This window comes from Oceanimonas sp. AH20CE76, from assembly GCF_039654065.1.
In the GTDB taxonomy this organism is placed as follows: Bacteria; Pseudomonadota; Gammaproteobacteria; order Enterobacterales; family Aeromonadaceae; genus Oceanimonas; species Oceanimonas smirnovii.
This window is the reverse complement of the sequence record NZ_CP155481.1, coordinates 440502-456112: the sequence shown is the minus strand read 5'-3', so window position 1 is coordinate 456112 and position 15611 is coordinate 440502. Positions and strand designations below refer to the sequence as shown.

17 protein-coding genes, 1 tRNA gene and 1 pseudogene are annotated in these 15611 nt (G+C 57.3%); 10 read left to right on the top strand and 9 right to left on the bottom strand.

All coding sequences use genetic code 11. The annotated features are described in order from the left end of the window. Nucleotides 1–3: 3 nt before the first annotated feature. The gene (locus tag N2M06_RS02310) at nucleotides 4–1137 is read right to left on the bottom strand and encodes an aminotransferase class V-fold PLP-dependent enzyme (protein WP_346351469.1); all 1134 of its coding nucleotides are present in this window, start codon (nucleotides 1135–1137) and stop codon (nucleotides 4–6) included. 280 nt (nucleotides 1138–1417) lie between these two features. Between N2M06_RS02310 and N2M06_RS02305 the strand changes: the two genes are divergently transcribed. Then, nucleotides 1418–1633, top strand: coding sequence for an RNA-binding S4 domain-containing protein (locus N2M06_RS02305; protein ID WP_019935103.1), 216 nt, complete (start codon nucleotides 1418–1420; stop codon nucleotides 1631–1633). Nucleotides 1634–1674: 41 nt separating this feature from the next. On the opposite strand, the gene N2M06_RS02300 is transcribed toward N2M06_RS02305, so the two are convergent. Together N2M06_RS02300 and N2M06_RS02295 are read right to left on the bottom strand one after the other, a co-directional pair. Then, nucleotides 1675–1751: transfer RNA gene (locus N2M06_RS02300), tRNA-Pro, on the bottom strand. 50 nt (nucleotides 1752–1801) lie between these two features. Next, nucleotides 1802–2503: an MOSC domain-containing protein gene (locus N2M06_RS02295; protein ID WP_346351468.1), complete on the bottom strand. Its 702-nt coding sequence runs from the start codon at nucleotides 2501–2503 to the stop codon at nucleotides 1802–1804. Nucleotides 2504–2627: 124 nt separating this feature from the next. Between N2M06_RS02295 and N2M06_RS02290 the strand changes: the two genes are divergently transcribed. Next, nucleotides 2628–3053 (top strand): hypothetical protein, encoded by a 426-nt coding sequence (locus N2M06_RS02290; protein ID WP_346351467.1) that lies wholly within the window; start codon nucleotides 2628–2630, stop codon nucleotides 3051–3053. Here the strand turns inward: N2M06_RS02290 and N2M06_RS02285 are convergent. Next, the gene (locus N2M06_RS02285; protein WP_346351466.1) at nucleotides 3027–4121 is read right to left on the bottom strand and encodes a transposase; all 1095 of its coding nucleotides are present in this window, start codon (nucleotides 4119–4121) and stop codon (nucleotides 3027–3029) included. The genes N2M06_RS02290 and N2M06_RS02285 overlap by 27 nt on opposite strands. Nucleotides 4122–4167: 46 nt before the next feature. Here N2M06_RS02285 and tnpA point away from each other — a divergent pair, with 46 nt between their 5' ends. The 7 genes and pseudogenes from tnpA (at nucleotide 4168) to N2M06_RS02250 (ending at nucleotide 8597) form a co-directional block, all read left to right on the top strand. Then, nucleotides 4168–4572 carry an IS200/IS605 family transposase gene (tnpA, locus tag N2M06_RS02280; protein WP_026344932.1) on the top strand — a complete coding sequence of 135 codons (405 nt, stop codon included), beginning with the start codon at nucleotides 4168–4170 and terminating at the stop codon, nucleotides 4570–4572. Between the two features lie 68 nt (nucleotides 4573–4640). Next, nucleotides 4641–5246, top strand: a pseudogene (locus N2M06_RS02275) (NAD(P)-dependent oxidoreductase); the annotation flags it as partial. 9 nt (nucleotides 5247–5255) lie between these two features. Continuing rightward, nucleotides 5256–5666, top strand: a complete 411-nt coding sequence (locus tag N2M06_RS02270; protein ID WP_019935106.1) for an META domain-containing protein — start codon at nucleotides 5256–5258, stop codon at nucleotides 5664–5666. Beyond that, complete coding sequence (gene trxC, locus N2M06_RS02265) at nucleotides 5663–6097, top strand: thioredoxin TrxC (RefSeq protein ID WP_346352147.1); 435 nt, start codon at nucleotides 5663–5665, stop codon at nucleotides 6095–6097. Before N2M06_RS02270 ends, trxC begins: the two co-directional genes overlap by 4 nt. A 208-nt stretch (nucleotides 6098–6305) precedes the next feature. Next, nucleotides 6306–7292, top strand: a complete 987-nt coding sequence (locus N2M06_RS02260; RefSeq protein ID WP_346351465.1) for a glutathione S-transferase family protein — start codon at nucleotides 6306–6308, stop codon at nucleotides 7290–7292. A gap of 12 nt (nucleotides 7293–7304) precedes the next feature. Beyond that, nucleotides 7305–8150, top strand: coding sequence for a pirin family protein (locus N2M06_RS02255; protein WP_346351464.1), 846 nt, complete (start codon nucleotides 7305–7307; stop codon nucleotides 8148–8150). Between the two features lie 30 nt (nucleotides 8151–8180). Continuing rightward, entirely contained in the window at nucleotides 8181–8597 is a 417-nt protein-coding gene (locus N2M06_RS02250) for a CoA-binding protein (RefSeq protein ID WP_019935110.1), read from the top strand. Nucleotides 8598–8682: 85 nt separating this feature from the next. On the opposite strand, the gene N2M06_RS02245 is transcribed toward N2M06_RS02250, so the two are convergent. The 5 genes from N2M06_RS02245 to N2M06_RS02225 all read right to left on the bottom strand — a co-directional run bounded on the left by N2M06_RS02245 (nucleotide 8683) and on the right by N2M06_RS02225 (nucleotide 14572). Beyond that, complete coding sequence (locus N2M06_RS02245) at nucleotides 8683–9171, bottom strand: copper chaperone PCu(A)C (RefSeq protein ID WP_346351463.1); 489 nt, start codon at nucleotides 9169–9171, stop codon at nucleotides 8683–8685. Between the two features lie 136 nt (nucleotides 9172–9307). Next, nucleotides 9308–9835 (bottom strand): response regulator, encoded by a 528-nt coding sequence (locus N2M06_RS02240; RefSeq protein ID WP_346351462.1) that lies wholly within the window; start codon nucleotides 9833–9835, stop codon nucleotides 9308–9310. After that, complete coding sequence (locus tag N2M06_RS02235; protein WP_346351461.1) at nucleotides 9832–11103, bottom strand: histidine kinase dimerization/phospho-acceptor domain-containing protein; 1272 nt, start codon at nucleotides 11101–11103, stop codon at nucleotides 9832–9834. The genes N2M06_RS02240 and N2M06_RS02235 overlap by 4 nt, the downstream gene beginning before the upstream one ends. A gap of 129 nt (nucleotides 11104–11232) precedes the next feature. Next, a complete protein-coding gene (locus tag N2M06_RS02230) occupies nucleotides 11233–13185 on the bottom strand; it encodes a Na+/H+ antiporter NhaC family protein (RefSeq protein ID WP_346351460.1) in 1953 nt (650 codons plus the stop codon). 13 nt (nucleotides 13186–13198) lie between these two features. Beyond that, nucleotides 13199–14572: a glutamine synthetase family protein gene (locus N2M06_RS02225; protein WP_346351459.1), complete on the bottom strand. Its 1374-nt coding sequence runs from the start codon at nucleotides 14570–14572 to the stop codon at nucleotides 13199–13201. A 275-nt stretch (nucleotides 14573–14847) separates the two neighbouring features. On the opposite strand from N2M06_RS02225, the gene N2M06_RS02220 reads away from it, so the two are divergent. Then, the gene (locus tag N2M06_RS02220; RefSeq protein ID WP_317074164.1) at nucleotides 14848–15597 is read left to right on the top strand and encodes a gamma-glutamyl-gamma-aminobutyrate hydrolase family protein; all 750 of its coding nucleotides are present in this window, start codon (nucleotides 14848–14850) and stop codon (nucleotides 15595–15597) included. The last annotated feature ends 14 nt before the right edge of the window (nucleotides 15598–15611 follow it).

The window sequence follows — 15611 nt, the reverse complement described above, 5'->3', positions numbered from 1 at the left end:
ATGTCAGTTCTGCAGCACCTTATCCAGTACGGCTTCAAAGGTGGCCACAGTGCGGTCCACGTTTTTCAGTTTATCGAGACCAAACAGGCCCAGCCGGAAGGTCTGAAAATCAGCGGGCTCGTCACAGGCCAGTGGCACGCCCGAGGCAATTTGCAGGCCTTCGGCGGCAAACTTGCTGCCGCTCTTGATGCCGGCGTCGTCGGTATAACACACCACCACACCCGGAGCAGCAAAGCCGCTGGCCGCCACACTCTTGATGCCACGGGAAGACAAAGCTGCACGAATTTTATCGCCCAGCTCCTGCTGACGCTGTTTCATCAGCGCAAAGCCAAACTCACGGCTCTCGGCAATGGTGTCACGGAACATGGTGAGGGCGTCGGTAGGCATGGTGGCGTGATAGGCATGGCCGCCCTGCTCATAGGTTTCCATGATCTGCAGCCATTTTTTCAGATCAATGGCAAAGCTGGAGCTTTGAGTGTGCTCAATACGCTCCCGGGCCAGTTTGCTCAGCATCACCAGGCCACAGCAGGGTGAGCTGCTCCAGCCCTTTTGCGGTGCGCTCAGCAGAATATCTACGCCGCAGGCTTCCATATCTACCCAGATGGTGCCGGAAGCAATGCAGTCAATCACCAGCAAACCGCCCACCTCATGCACCGCTTCAGCCATGGCACGAATATAGTTGTCGGGCAGCATAATGCCGGCAGCGGTTTCTACATGAGCGGCAAACACCATATCGGGCTTTTGCTCACGAATGGCGGCGACCACTTCCTCAATGGGTGCCGGCGCCATGGCGGCCTGAGGGCCATCCTCAATGGTGCGGGCCTTGAGCACGGTTTCGGATGCGGGAATGCTGCCGGCTTCAAAGATCTGACTCCAGCGATAGCTGAACCAACCATTACGCACCACCAGACAGTGCTTGTTACTGGCAAACTGCCGGGCTACCGCTTCCATGCCGTAAGTACCACTGCCGGGAACAATCACGGTGGAATGAGCGTGATAGAGCTCTTTCAGACTGGCAGAGATGTCTTTCATCACTTGCTGAAAGCGGCCGGACATATGGTTCAGCGCACGGTCGGTATAAACCACGGAATATTCCAGCAGACCATCAGGGTCGATATTGGGCAGCAATCCGGACATAATCACCTCTTGATAACGTAACTGACTTAAACACAGGGACGCACACACATCGCCAAGCATCACAGGACTCAGAATGGCACAGTCTTGCCTCCAGGGGCAGCGTCAAATCATGAGAAGATAACAACACAGCAAATGGCGTGATCCAAACCGTTTATAATGCCCAGAACCGGACAAAACAGCAAAGAAACAATTGATAAAACCAAGAATTAACCAAAATTGTAAAATTTAAAACTATTTTTACTACTTAAAGCAATTCAAACCACCACCAAAGAGACACTCAATGAACGAAACATTCTGCCTGGAAGGCAATGATTTTATTCCCCTGTGCAACCTGCTGAAAGTACTGGGCTGGTGCGACTCGGGTGCCATGGCCAAAGCGGTGATTGATGAGGGGGCCGTGACCGTGAATGGCCAGGTAGAAGTGCGCAAGCGTTGCAAGATAACAGCCGGACAGGAAGTTCACTTTAACGGCCAGACCGTCACGGTCAGCCGATAATAAAAAAGCCTCGCATTGCTGCGAGGCTTTTTTATTGAATCTGGTCGGCATGAGAGGATTCGAACCTCCGACCCCTTCGTCCCGAACGAAGTGCGCTACCAGGCTGCGCTACATGCCGTTAACGGAGCGAGAATGTACCGAAACCGCGGTTCCCTTGCAAGCCCTTTTTTAGCTTTGCGTCGCTTTTGGCCCCAATAAGCGCAGAGTCCAGTCATCCACCCGGCCTGCCGCCAGATAATCTGCCGCTTTTTTGCGCCAGTTGGGGGATAAGTGTTCAAGCCTGGCCAGCTCCCGCAATCCATCAGCATCAAAACCGCGGTTGAACACAATATCACCGGCTCGCCTGACCGGCATGCCCGGACAAGGCCGCTCCACCAGTTCAATATTCGCAGCCGGCGGTACCATACCTTCTTCCAGCACCCGCAGCAGCCAGCCGGTACGGCCGTTGGCCTGCACCAGTACCGAGAAAAAGTCATGTCCAAAACGGGCATTGAGTTTATAACAGGGCGAGCGTGGCTGGCTGATTTGCACCAGGGCGTCCCCCAGCCGAAATACATCACCAATGCAGGCGTTGTCTTCCGTCAGTCCGGTGCCGGACAGGTTCTCGCCAAACGCCCCGGGGACCAGCCGCTCGCGGCTGTCGGTCAGCTCCATGCCCTCGAACCACTGGCACCACACCGGGTAATGCTCCGCCGGATAATAATGCAACGCCCGCTCGGGTCCGCCATGAAAGCGGGTAGATACCTGCTCGTCTCCTTTCAGTCCGGTGCGGCTGCAGAACAGGGCCGCACTGACCGGCCGTTTGTCAATGGCGCTGGTAATGTCCGGCGTCAGTTGACCGGCGCTGCCGGTAAGCAGGGTAACAAACATGAAAGCTCCCGTTGTGACAGTGGCCTCACATAAAATCACTTTTTACTATGGCCGGCAAGCTTGAAAAAACAGGCGGACCATACCAATAATCGTTACATACTCAGGCAAGAGAGCCGCCTCTTAGATGAATATCGCTTTTTTCAGCAACCGTCCCTATATGCAGGCCGCGTTTACCGAGCATAACCACAGGCACGGTTTTAACATTACCTGGTTTGATGTTGCCCTGAACGATACAACCGCCTTGCTTGGCCAGGGGTTTGATGCTGTCTGCGTGTTTGTAAACGATCACCTTAACGCCGATGTTATCAGACTGCTGGCTGAAGGCGGCGTCAGGCACATTGCCCTGCGCTGCGCCGGCTACAACAATGTAGACCTGGACGCTGCCAACCGGGCGGGCATGAATGTGGTGCGGGTACCGGCCTACTCTCCTGAAGCCGTGGCCGAACACACAGTAGGGCTGATGCTCACGCTTAACCGCCATATTCACAAGGCCTATCAACGCACCCTTGACATCCTCCCCTCCCTAAAGGAAGGGGATTCCTACAGCTAGACGGCAATGTCCTGCCGCGAGAATGTTCATGGCCGCGTTCACATCGCGGTCGTGCTCTGCTCCGCACTCAGAGCATGTCCATTCTCTTATTCCAAGACCTGCGATACCTCTCGGCCTCGAATCGGGCAGGGTGCCGCAACTCGAACAGGTTTGGGTGGAGTAGGATTCGTTAACGACTTCAAACACCACTGACCGCGCTATCGCTTTATATTCCAGTTGTGTTTTGAGCATGGCCCAGCCCGCATCCAGTACCGATTTGGCCATCCGGGTTTGGGTTAGCTTGGTGCTGCTCACGTCACCAACGAAAATCGCGGCGTGGCTGTTTACCAGCCGCGTGCTGAATTTGTGCAAGGCGTCCTTGCGTCGGTTTTTGATCTTGGCGTGGATCGCCTTGACTCGTTGCTTCTTGTTGGCCCGCTGGGCCTTGCCCAGGGCGCTTTCCAGATCACGGTAAAACCGCCCAGCTGACAGCTTGGTGCCGTCACTACAGGTAGCCGCATCCTTCAGGCCCAAATCAATGCCCACGGCGCTTTTGCCAGCCGTTACCGGCTGCGCGGCCACCTGCACACAGATATTGAAGTACCAGCGGCCCCGCGCATCTTCTGAAAAACTGCCCGCCCGGAACGGGTATTTGGATAAGCCATAGCTGTCCCACACCTTGAAGTGGTGCCCGGCAAATTTAACCTGGCCGTTGCGCCATTGGGCCGCCCGGCTCTTGAAGGGGATAAAGCCAAGGGAGCGTTTTGAGCCGGAGCTGACCCGCCAGCGCAGCTTGGCTCGCTTGAACTGCTTGCGGGCCTTGGCATGAACGGCAATCACTTCCTGCACAGTGGCCGAGCCGATCAGATAACCGCGCTCTTTCTGGATGCCTGCCGTCAATTTCTGAACATCAAACGCAGACAGCCACTCAGGCTTAACCGGGCCAAGATCGCTGTGGTTGCGATTAGCCTTCATGGTCAGTTCGTTGGCGTGGTTAAAGACTTGGTTTACTTCGAACGCCATCTGCCGGAGCAATTTGGCGTGCTTGTCTTTAACGCGAACGCTGAGTGTTTTGGTCTGAATGCTCATAGTGGTTTACTATAGAAACCATAACTCACATTTGCAAGGTTGGTCTATGGAACTTAGAAAAGGGCGTCATTGCGTATTTATGCTGCACGCGCACCTGATATTTATCACCAAGTACCGGGGCAAAGTGTTCAATGGTGCGCAACTTGCCACCATGAGGGGGGTCATGGCGGGGGTATGCGAGAAATTTGAGGCAGAAATTCAGGAGTTCAACGGCGAACAGGATCACGTTCATCTGCTGATCACCTACCCGCCAAAGGTGGCGCTGTCCAAGTTGGTTAACAGCCTGAAAGGGGTGTCCAGTCGCAAGATGAAGCACTATCACCCTGAGCTGATCAAGCCTGCTTATATGAAGGATGCACTGTGGTCTCCAAGCTACTTTGCCGGTTCAGTAGGTGGCGCACCGCTTGAAGTGCTGAAACAATATATCGAGCAACAGGACAGGCCGCATTGACGTTGCTTCGCAACGTGGCGATATCCCTCCCCGCCCTAAAAGGACGGGGCTTCCCGCGCCTTATTGGTGATGCCAACTTTTCCCTTAACGGCATGGTTGGCTTCAATATGCATGGTAAAACCGCCGGTATTATCGGCGCGGGAAAAATCGGCCTGGCAACGCTGCGCATTCTGAAAGGGCTGGGCATGAAGTTACTGGTACATGATCCTGTTCAGGATAACGCCGTGCTGGCCATGGGAGCAGAATATGCGCCGCTTGAGCAGCTGTTTGCCGAGTCGGACGTGATCAGCCTGCACTGTCCGCTGACGCCTGACAACTATCATCTGCTTAACCGCCACAGCTTTGCGCAGATGAAGCATGGCGTCATGATCATCAACACCAGCCGGGGCGGACTGCTGAATGCCAGAGACGCCATTGATGCCATTAACACTGGTAAAATTGGTCATCTGGGGCTGGATGTATACGAAGAAGAAGAGCACCTTTTTTTTGAAGACAAATCCTGTCAGATAATACAAGACGAGATCTTCCACTTGCTTTCCGCCTATCCTAACGTCATTCTCACTGGGCATCAGGCTTTCTTAACAAATGAAGCTCTGTCTGCTATCGCTGAGGTGACTCTCGACAATCTGCAGTGTCTCGCCGATAGTCTGCCCTGTCATAACAAAATTAATTAAGGAGCACTTATGAAACTCGCTTTTGCCGCTACCACCGCTCTGTTACTCACTGCCTGCAGCGGCGGTCTGAAAGTGGTCGAGTCCGACCTGCAGCATCATCACTGGAATCTGACCGCCGTTAACGGTGAAGCCGTTGGTGCCGATATCAAATCAGAGCTGGAAATCGGAGAGCACTTCTCCATTAACGGCCAGGCCGGCTGTAACCGTTTCTTTGGCAGCGCCACTCTGAAGCAGGGCGTGCTCAAGGCAGAACCCCTGGCCACCACACAGATGGCTTGCTCACCGGATGCCCAGAAAGTAGAGATTGCCGTGCTCAACACCCTGAACAAGGGAGCTACCGTGATTCAAGACAGCCAGCAACTCATCCTGAAAGGCGAAGAATATACCCTGACCTACCAACTGGCCGACTGGATGAAATAATGAGCGAGCAGTTCCTGGTATGTCCGGCCTGTTCGGCACGCAACCGGGTGCCGGCAGCGCGGCTGCAACAGGCCCCGAAATGTGGCAAGTGCAAAGCTGAGCTGACACCAGCTTCCGTGCTGGAGCTGGATGGCCCGGCGCTGGATCGCTTGCTGGTAAACGAAAGCCTGCCACTGGTGCTGGACTTCTGGGCCCCCTGGTGCGGCCCCTGCAAAATGATGGCACCCATATTTGAAGCTGCCGCCGGTGAGCTTGCCGGCCGTTTGCGCCTGGCCAAGCTGAACACCGAGGAGCATCAGCAGGCCGCAGCCCGTTTTGGCATTCGCTCCATTCCCACCCTGATCGTGTTTAAAAACGGAAAGGAAATTGCCCGCCAGTCCGGTGCCCTGCCCGCTGGCCAGCTGAATCAGTGGTTACGTCAGTTTTATTGATGACAGTTCCGGCACTGCTGAGTCAGTGCCGTACTGTCTTTGATTCCGGCATCAAATTGTTTAACACGTCAACTTCACAACACGTTTCAGGCATTTCCATGTGAATATCATTCACATTTTTTGAATAGTCGGCTCGAATATTCCCGCTTTATGAAAGACATACCGGCTTCCATACTGAACCCAGGTTTATCGTTAACGGAGGCAAGCCATGGGCAAGCTGATAGAAGGGGTATGGCATGATGTCTGGTATAACACCGACAAGAATAAAGGCCGCTTTGAGCGCAGTGAAAGCCGCTACCGCAACTGGGTGACGGCCGATGGCAGCCCAGGCCCCACAGGTGACGGCGGTTTTGCTGCCGAGCCGGACCGCTACCATCTTTATGTGTCGCTCGCCTGCCCCTGGGCTCACCGCACCCTGATGATGCGCAAGCTCAAAGGCCTTGAGGATCTGATTACCATCTCTGTGGTACATCCGTTAATGCAAGAGCACGGCTGGACCTTTGATACCGGCTTTGACGATACCACCGGCGACCAGCTTTACGGGCACAACTACCTGCACCAGCTTTACACACAGGCTGACCCGCACTATTCGGGCCGGGTGACCGTACCCATTCTGTGGGACAAACAACGCCAGACCATTGTCAGTAACGAGTCGGCAGATATAGTACGGATGTTCAACAGCGCCTTTGACAAGGTCGGTGCCCACGCCGGCAACTACTATCCGGCTGAGCTGCAGGAACAAATAGAGCAGCTCAATAGCACTATTTACGATACGGTTAATAACGGCGTATACAAGGCCGGTTTTGCCACCAGTCAGGCCGCCTACGACGAGGCCATTGAGCCGCTGTTCGCGACGCTTGATCGGCTGGAACAACACCTGAACACCCGGCGCTGGCTGCTGGGCAACCGGCTTACCGAAGCCGACATTCGGTTGTGGACTACCCTGGTTCGCTTTGATGCGGTCTATCACACTCACTTCAAGTGTGATCGCAGGCGTATCAGTGATTATCACAATCTTTATGGTTTATTAAGAGACCTCTATCAGCAAACGGGCATCGCTGACACCGTCAATATGGATCATATTCGCCATCACTATTTCTGCAGCCACTCAACCATTAACCCCAGCGGTATTATTTCGGCGGGGCCGCAACAGGACTGGTGGCAACCCCATGATCGGGCCGGGCGTTTTTTGTAAGGAGCGACCTATATGACAGCAAGAACCATCACCACACTTTATCCGCCGCTGGATACTCAGGATGGTGCCGGTGTGCGCCTGCGCCGGGTACTGGGGCAGCATCAGCATCAACGCATGGATCCCTTTCTGATGATGGATCACTTTGTTTCTGATGAGGCCGCCGACTACATTGCCGGCTTTCCCGATCATCCGCATCGGGGGTTTGAAACCATTACCTATATGCTGGACGGGCACATGTTGCACCGGGATCATATGGGTAACCAAGGTCATCTGCGTCCCGGTGACCTACAATGGATGACGGCTGGCCGTGGGGTAATCCACTCAGAAATGCCCCAGCAGGAAGCCGGTCGCATGCAGGGGTTTCAAATCTGGCTCAATCTGCCGGCAGCACTCAAAATGCAACCGGCCCGTTACCAGGATATTCCTGCTGATCAGCTGCCGCGCATTCCCCTTGCAGACAATGGCAAACTGGTGCTGCTGGCTGGAGAACTGCGCCTGGCAGATCAAATCTGGACAGGGCCCATCCGCAGCGAGCATACTCAGCCGCTTATTGCCGATATTCATCTTGCTCCCGAACAGCCGCTGACACTGCCCCTGACAAAGGAGCTAAACGCGCTGTTATATGCCTTTGAAGGCGATATCAGGGTCAATGAGCAGGCTTTGCCTGCAAGGCAAAGCGCTGTTCTGAGTGCAGGAGACCACCTTATACTGACGGCAGGCAGCAGCGGAGGCAGAGCACTGCTGCTGGCAGGACGGCCGCTTCATGAGCCCGTAGTGCAGTACGGCCCTTTTGTGATGAACACACAAGCAGAAATTGAACAGGCGATGATGGATTACCGGGCAGGCAAACTGGTATAACTGCCTTTTTAAACTCAGCAGGAAATCATCATGGAAGCATCTGAACAGCAACGACTGAAAACGATTCTTTCAAACACTCACAATATTGCTGTGGTGGGTGCCTCAAACCGCCCCGAACGGGCCAGTTATCAGGTAATGGAATATCTGCAACAGCAAGGCTACCGGGTATTTCCGGTTAATCCGCAGCTGGCCGGTGCTGTTATTCTGGGGGAGACCTGTGTCTCGGGCCTGGAGGATCTGGATGAGCCGGTGCAACTGGTGAACGTGTTTCGCCGGGGCGAATATGCCGCTGATATTGCCGATGAAGCCATTGAGCACGAAGCGCTATGCCTGTGGCTGCAGGAAGGCATTACCAGCCACTCAGCGGCAGAGGCAGCCGCCGAGGCCGAGCTGGAATATGTGGAAGACAGCTGCATCAAGGTAGTGCACCGGGAATTGCTGGGGTAAGGAAAAAGTCGTCTGAAGCCGCTCCCTTTACTCTCCTTGTTAGCACCTTTGCAATAATAAAGGGGCCATACAGGCCCCTTTATTATTAGTGGTGGTGATGCCCTTCATCGTGGGCCATTTCCACCGGCTCGGGTGCATTCGCATCCACGGATATTTCTACTTCCACCTCGCCGGCCTGCTCAAAGTTCAGGGTCAGAGGAAAGCGGTCGCCTTCCTTGGGTGCCTGTTTCAGCCCCATCAGCATCAGGTGATGGCCGCCCGGGGCCAGGGTGACAGCCTCACCTGCCGGCACCGGCAGATTGTCGAGCTGGCGCATTTTCATCATGTCACCGTCCATCACATGGGTATGGATCTCCACTCGCTCGGATACCGGACTCTCGGCGCTCAGCAGCACATCATCGGTGTTGCCATGGTTATTTATCACCAGATAGGCGCTGCCGTTGACCGCCATGGGCGGGGCCGGACGACTCCACGGGTGATCAATATGCAGGCCGCCCTGCTCATATTCGTGAGCTACAACACCAGTGGCGCTCAGCAGCAACAAAGAGGCAAGGGCACTACGCATTAGCTTCATGTTTTCACTCCTTAAAATAAAAAAGAGCGGCACCGGTTGGCACCGCCGGAATCCGTTGCACGGGTAGTGAAAGATGAGTCCCGTTTATAGTAGAAAAAAGTGCCTCGTTGCACCATGCGGCACATTGTCGCAGTGGTTAACGACTGACAGCGTGCTTTTGCAGCATGCGCTGCAGAGTACGCCGGTGCATGCCCAGGGCGCGGGCAGTGGCCGAAATATTGCCATCGTGCTGCTGCAATACAAACTGCACATATTCCCACTGATGACGTTTGAGCGACGGGGATTCCTCCTCGATACTCAGGCCCGCGGTCTGCCCGGCATCATCTTCTTCAAAGGCGGCAAGAATGGCGTCAATTTCTGCCGGTTTGGGCAGGTACTGCACCGCACCCAGTTTGATGGCAGCAATGGCGGTACTGATGCTGGCATAACCGGTGAGCACCACAATACGCGCTCGAGGCTGAGCCGCCACCAACTCCGGCAGCAGTTGCAGGCCGCTTTCGCCATTCAGGTTCAGATCCAGCAAAATGCCCTGAAAGCGGGCCGGCAGCGCCAGCGCCTCGTCGCCGGTGGCCGCCCATTCCAGATTCAACCCGTGACGTTTAAAGCCCCGGCACAACAGGCGGGCAAAGGTTTCGTTGTCATCCACCAGCAAAAAGTCTGTCATGCGCTCGGCTCCAGTGGCAGCAAAATGCGGGCATAGACGCCGCCTTCGGCGTGATTACTGAGTTCCAGCCGGCCGTTCAGCCGCGACAGAGTCGCGTGAGACAGCCAGACTCCGAGCCCGAGACCGGCGGGTTTACCCGAATCAAACTGATCCAGTCCGGCCCGGCGCAACTGGGCCTCGCTCAGCACGCCGCTGCGGTTATGTACGCCCAGCTCCCAGTCGCCGTTGTGATGAAAATGCGTATGCAGCTCAATACGGCCTTCCCCGGCATCGGCGGCGTTATTAAGAATATTAAACAGCGCCGGCCAGAACAACGGGCTGAGCCGCACCCTAGGGTCCTGTTCTGCTACCGGTCGCTGCCAGTCTACCCGCACTTCCGGTCGCAGATTCTGCCACTGAGCCAGCCGCTCCCCAAGCGTGTGATACAACCGTACCGGTTCTTGCTCTGCCTGACTCTGAGACTTAAGCCGGCTCAGAATATCGGCGCATTGCTGCAACTGAGTGTGAGCCAGTTGCAGATCTTCCTGCACTTCTTCAGGCAGATCGGGAGTCTCGCGCAGCTCTTCGTTAAGCAGAAACAGGTTGTTGAGAGGCGTGGATAGCTGGTGAGTCAGGCTTGCCGCCTCCATCGCCAGCACCAGCAGCCGCTCGTCGGTGTCCTGACGCTGATAGGCCTGATTGAGCCGCCGCTCCCGCTCGCCGAGAATACGCACCAGCCAGGATACACAGGTGGTGATCAAGCCAGCTGACAAAGCAAAGGTCAGCCACATGCCTGCCAGATGCAGATTGAACAGGGCCTCGTGGTCGCCGTGACCAGCGTGCTCCCCCGCCGGCAGCGGCACATGCCAGAAAAACAGCAGCAGATAAAAGGCGGTGGCAATACCCGTAAGCCCCCAGGCAAAGCGCGCTGAACACACCAGTGCAGCCATCACCAGCGGCAGCAAAAACAGCACCGCCAGCGGGTTGCTGGCACCACCGGTCAGCCCCAGCACCAGTCCCAGCGCCAGCACATCCAGCAGCAGACCTTGTTGCAGCAGCCTCTGCGCCGGTCGTCCTTTCTGCCCGGCCTGAGCCAGCCAGAGATTCAGCCCGGCCATACCCGCCGCCGCCAATGCCAGCGGCAGCAGCGGCAAGCCGAGTTGCAGCAGATAAAACACCAAAGTGCTGGTGCCCAGCACAGCCACAAACACCCAACGGCTGTACAGGCTGAAACGCAGCACGCGATTCAGATCGAGCAATGGCAGAGTGGCGGAAAGGGGTCTGGTCATGGCGGCGGAACAACACACAAACAAAGCGCCATGGTAGCACGAATAAAAACGCCACAAGTGCGGCAAAATGTCGCACTTGTGGCGTGTCGGCGAAGCGCAACCCTGCTGGTGCTTCGATAGCACTCAGCCTCAGGACGGTGTTTTCACAGCCTCAACCGTTTCCACAGCTTCCAGCTCTACTTCTTCCGCATCGGCCCGCTTGCCCAGCAGCCGCAGGCCGGCGGCCATGGCCAGGGTGCAGAGTACGATGCCCAGCCACCAGGGCATGCCGTAGGCCACGGGCACCACACCGAGCAGGGTGGCAATCACCCCCACAAACAGCGCATAGGGCAGCTGAGTACGCACATGCTCCACCAGACCGCAGCCCGAGGCCATGGCCGCCAACAGCGTGGTCTCGGCCAAGGGCGAACAATGGTCGCCCCAGACCGCCCCCGCCAGCACCGCCGCCACCGAGGCGTAGAACAGGTGCATGGCTTCAGGATCACCGGCCAGGCCGTGGTGCTGCAGCACCGCCCAGGCCAGAGGCACCACCAGCGGCATCATGATACCCATCACCCCCCAGGATGAGCCGGTGGCAAAGGCGGTAAAGGCCGACAGCACAAACACGCTCACCGGAATCAGCTCCGGCTGCAGGCTGTCGCTGAGCACGCTCACCAGGTAGTCGCTGGTGTTCAGGGTTTCGTTCACCGACGACAACGCCCAGGCCATCATCAGAATGGTGATGGGCAGCAGCATCGACTTCACCCCTTCAAACCAGTAATGGGCGGCCTCGTCCATGCTCAGCAAGCCCTGAATACGGGTCATCACCAGTGCCACCAGGGTACTGAGCAGTGAGCCCCACATCATGGCGGTAAAGGAGTCGCTGTTACCGAACACCTCCCGCAGGCTGGCCTCGGCGGGAAAACCCAGCTCACTCAGGCCGGTGTACCAGATACCCCCAAGAGTGGTCACCACCAGTACCGTCATGGGAATAATGGCGTTCAGGGCGCGGTGAGGAATGCCCGGCTTGGCATCGATGCTGGCTTCCTCGGCAATCGCTTCCCGGTCGGTCAGTTCATCGTCCGTCTCTGCTTGCAGGCGAACCGCTCTCTGCTCGGCCCTGAGCATGGGGCCGAAATCGCGACCGGTGATGCTGATCATAAACACGAATACCAGCGCCAGTATCGGGTAGAAGCTGTAACTGATGGACGCCATAAACACGCCGTAGGCGGAGCCGTCAAAGCCGTCTACCAGACTCAGCGCCTCGTCAATCAGCCCCACCTGAAAGCCAATCCAGGTGGTCACCAGCAAAATGGCGGACACGGGTGCGGCGGTGGAGTCCACCAGGTAGGCCAGCTTTTCCCGGGAGATGCGCAGCCGGTCGGTAATGTTACGCATGGTATTGCCGACAATCAGCGCATTGGCGTAGTCATCAAAGAAAATGGCGGTACCCAGCAAACCCGTGGTGGTCTGGGCGCTGCGCCGGCCGCGCACAAAGCGGGTAATGTGCCGGGCAATGCCCACGGTACCGCCGTTGCGCGAGATAATGCCCACCATACCGCCGATCAGCAGACAGAACAGCACCACCGACATGTGCTCTGAGTCGCTGGCGGCGGCCAGCACGTGCACGTTCACCGAGTCGAGCACGCTGTTAAGCAGCTTGTCGCCGGCCAGACCATAACCCAGCCAGCCGCCGCAGCAGATGGCCACAAACAGCGCCAGTATCACCTGCCGGAACGCCAGTGCCAGCACAATGGCCAGCAGCGCCGGCACCACCGACAGCCAGGCCGCAATGGCCGGACTGGCCGTTGCGGCCAGCACGGTGCCGGCCTCATTCTGCAGGCTGAGCGCCAGGCTGTCGGCACCGGTCACCAGCTCTATGGTTGCTTCGCCGTCCACCGGCATCAGGGCATGACGACGATCCCCCTGCACCAGCCACAGCGGCTGGTCGGCGGCACCACTCACCGTCACCTCAAAGGGAATGCCCTTCAGCACCAGGGCCGGCGCCTCCAGGGTGGGGCCTTCAGCCCGGGCCAACCCGGGCAGCAGTAAAACAAGGGCCAGCAGCGACGTCAGCCAGCGACGAACATTACATCCTTCCATGGGGCTTCTCCTGTCAGACCGAACGCAGGTACCAGTCATACTCCTGAGAGCTGACGTGGCGCATAAACAGTTGTCGCTCGCCGTAGCGGTTGGCGTGGTACACCCGGCAAAACTCCTGCCCCAGGTATTCCGGCAGGATCTCGTTTTGCTGCCACTGGTCCAGTGCCTGGATCCAGCTGTTGGGCAGGCTGGGGAGATGGCTGGCATAGGCGTTGCCGGTGACGGGCTCGGGGGCGCTCAGCCGGTGGGTCAGGCCATGGTGAATGCCGGCCAGAATACTGGCCACCAGCAGGTAGGGATTGACATCGGCACCGGCCACGCGGTGTTCCAGGCGGCGGGCGGCGGGGTTGCCGCCGGGAATGCGTACCGCCACGGTGCGGTTGTCGGCACCCCAGGTCTGGCTCATGGGCACGTAAAAGCCGGGCTGAAAACGGCGGTAGCTGTTGGCATTGGGGGCAAACACCACCATCGACTCGGGCATCAGCGCCAGCACACCGGCCACCGCCTGTTGCAACAGATCATTGCCCAATGGGTTGTCGTCGTGGCTGCAGAAGCGGTTGTTGCCCTCGCTATCGATAAGGCTCACATGAATATGGGTGCCGCTGCCTGCCTCCTGGTTGTAGGGCTTGGCCATAAAGGTGGCTTCCATACTGTGGCGGGCAGCAACCCCCTTGATCAGCCGCTTGAGCAACACCGCCTCGTCGCAGGCCTGCATGGCATCGGGTCTGTGCTTGAGGTTGATTTCAAACTGGCCCGGGGCACACTCGGCAATGGCGGTGTCCACCGGCAGGTTCTGAGTCATGGCCGACTGCTGAATGCTTTCGAGAAAATCACAATAGTCATCCAGATCCGACAGCGAATACACCTGACACTGACGATCCCGCTTGCCACTCACCGGCGACACCGGCGGCTGCAGCTGGTGCTCGTCGTCGCGCTCCCGGTCGATCACATAAAACTCGGTTTCCACCGCCACCACCGGCGTCAGGCCCAGCGCGGAAAAGCGATCCAGCACCCGCTGCAGCACATGACGAGGATCGTACACAAAGGGACTATGATCGTTTTCATACATGCTCATCAGCAGCTGGGCACAGGGTCTGTCCTGCCAGGGCACCCGGCTCAGGGTGCCGGGCACCGGAAAGCACAGCCGGTCACCCTCGCCCTGATCCAGCCCCAGTCCGGTTTCCTCAATGGTATTGCCGTTAATGTCGAGGGCAAACAGCGAGGCCGGCAGGCAGACCCCTTCCTCGTAGGCCTTGAGCAGGCTGTCCCGGGGAATGCGCTTGCCGCGGATCACCCCGTTGATGTCGCCGATCATCAGATCGATGGAATTAATATCCGGGTTTCGTTCCAGAAACTCCCGGGCCTCTTGCATGCCCCTGTCACTCATGGTGACCTCCATGTTGCGTTTTAATAACCATCCAGAATGTCATTTGTTATAGGATAATGAACACAACAAGACAATCACTCGAGCACCACAAAAGTTAAAACTTTGTAAAAAAGAGTTAACTACGTCACATAAATTAAACCAAAGCTGCTTTTTTAGGCCGTTAATCACTGGATTTCGTGCAGTTACCGTGCTTCCATGCCGTTATGGATTCGGCACACAGGGCCGTTGAATATATAAACCAACTGGTTTGAGCAGGTGAACGCATGGAAAGAATAATGCACAAGCCTCTGATCGGCGTCACCGCCTGTCAGCGGCAGATTGAAGGGCACCAGTGCCACATGGTGGTGAACAAGTACGTGGACGCCCTGCGCCATTCGGCGAAGGTGGAAGTGGTGCTGCTGCCGGCCCTGGCCGAGGGCCTGAACGAAGGGATCCTGGAGCGCCTCGACGGCCTTTGCCTCACCGGCAGCTACAGCAATGTGGATCCGCGCCATTACGCCGCCGATCAGGAGCATGTGGACTGCCGGCTGGATCCCGATCGGGACGGATCCGCACTGTCGCTGATCCGTGCCGCCCGCCGGCTGCAACTGCCGCTGCTCGGCATCTGCCGCGGCCTGCAGGAAATGAACGTGGCCTGGGGCGGCAGCCTGCGCCAACCGCTGCAGGAACTGCCCGGCCTGATGGATCACCGCGAGCCGGACAGCGGCGGAGTGAACTCGCATTACGAGCCGGCTCATGCCCTCAGTCTGAACCCGGACGGCCTGCTGCACCGGCTCACCGGTGAGCTGAACTTCGAGGTGAACTCATTGCACCAGCAGGGCATCGACCGCCTGGGCGAAGGCCTGCTGGCCGAGGCCCTTGCCCCGGACGGCCTGGTGGAAGCCATCAGCGATCCCACCCTGCCTTTTGCCCTGGGCGTGCAGTGGCACCCGGAGTGGCGCACCGACGAACACCCGCTCTATGCCGCCATTTTTACCGCCTTTGGCGCGGCCTGCGCGAACTACCGCCAGCGCGTCAACGCCTGAACAACATGAAGAAA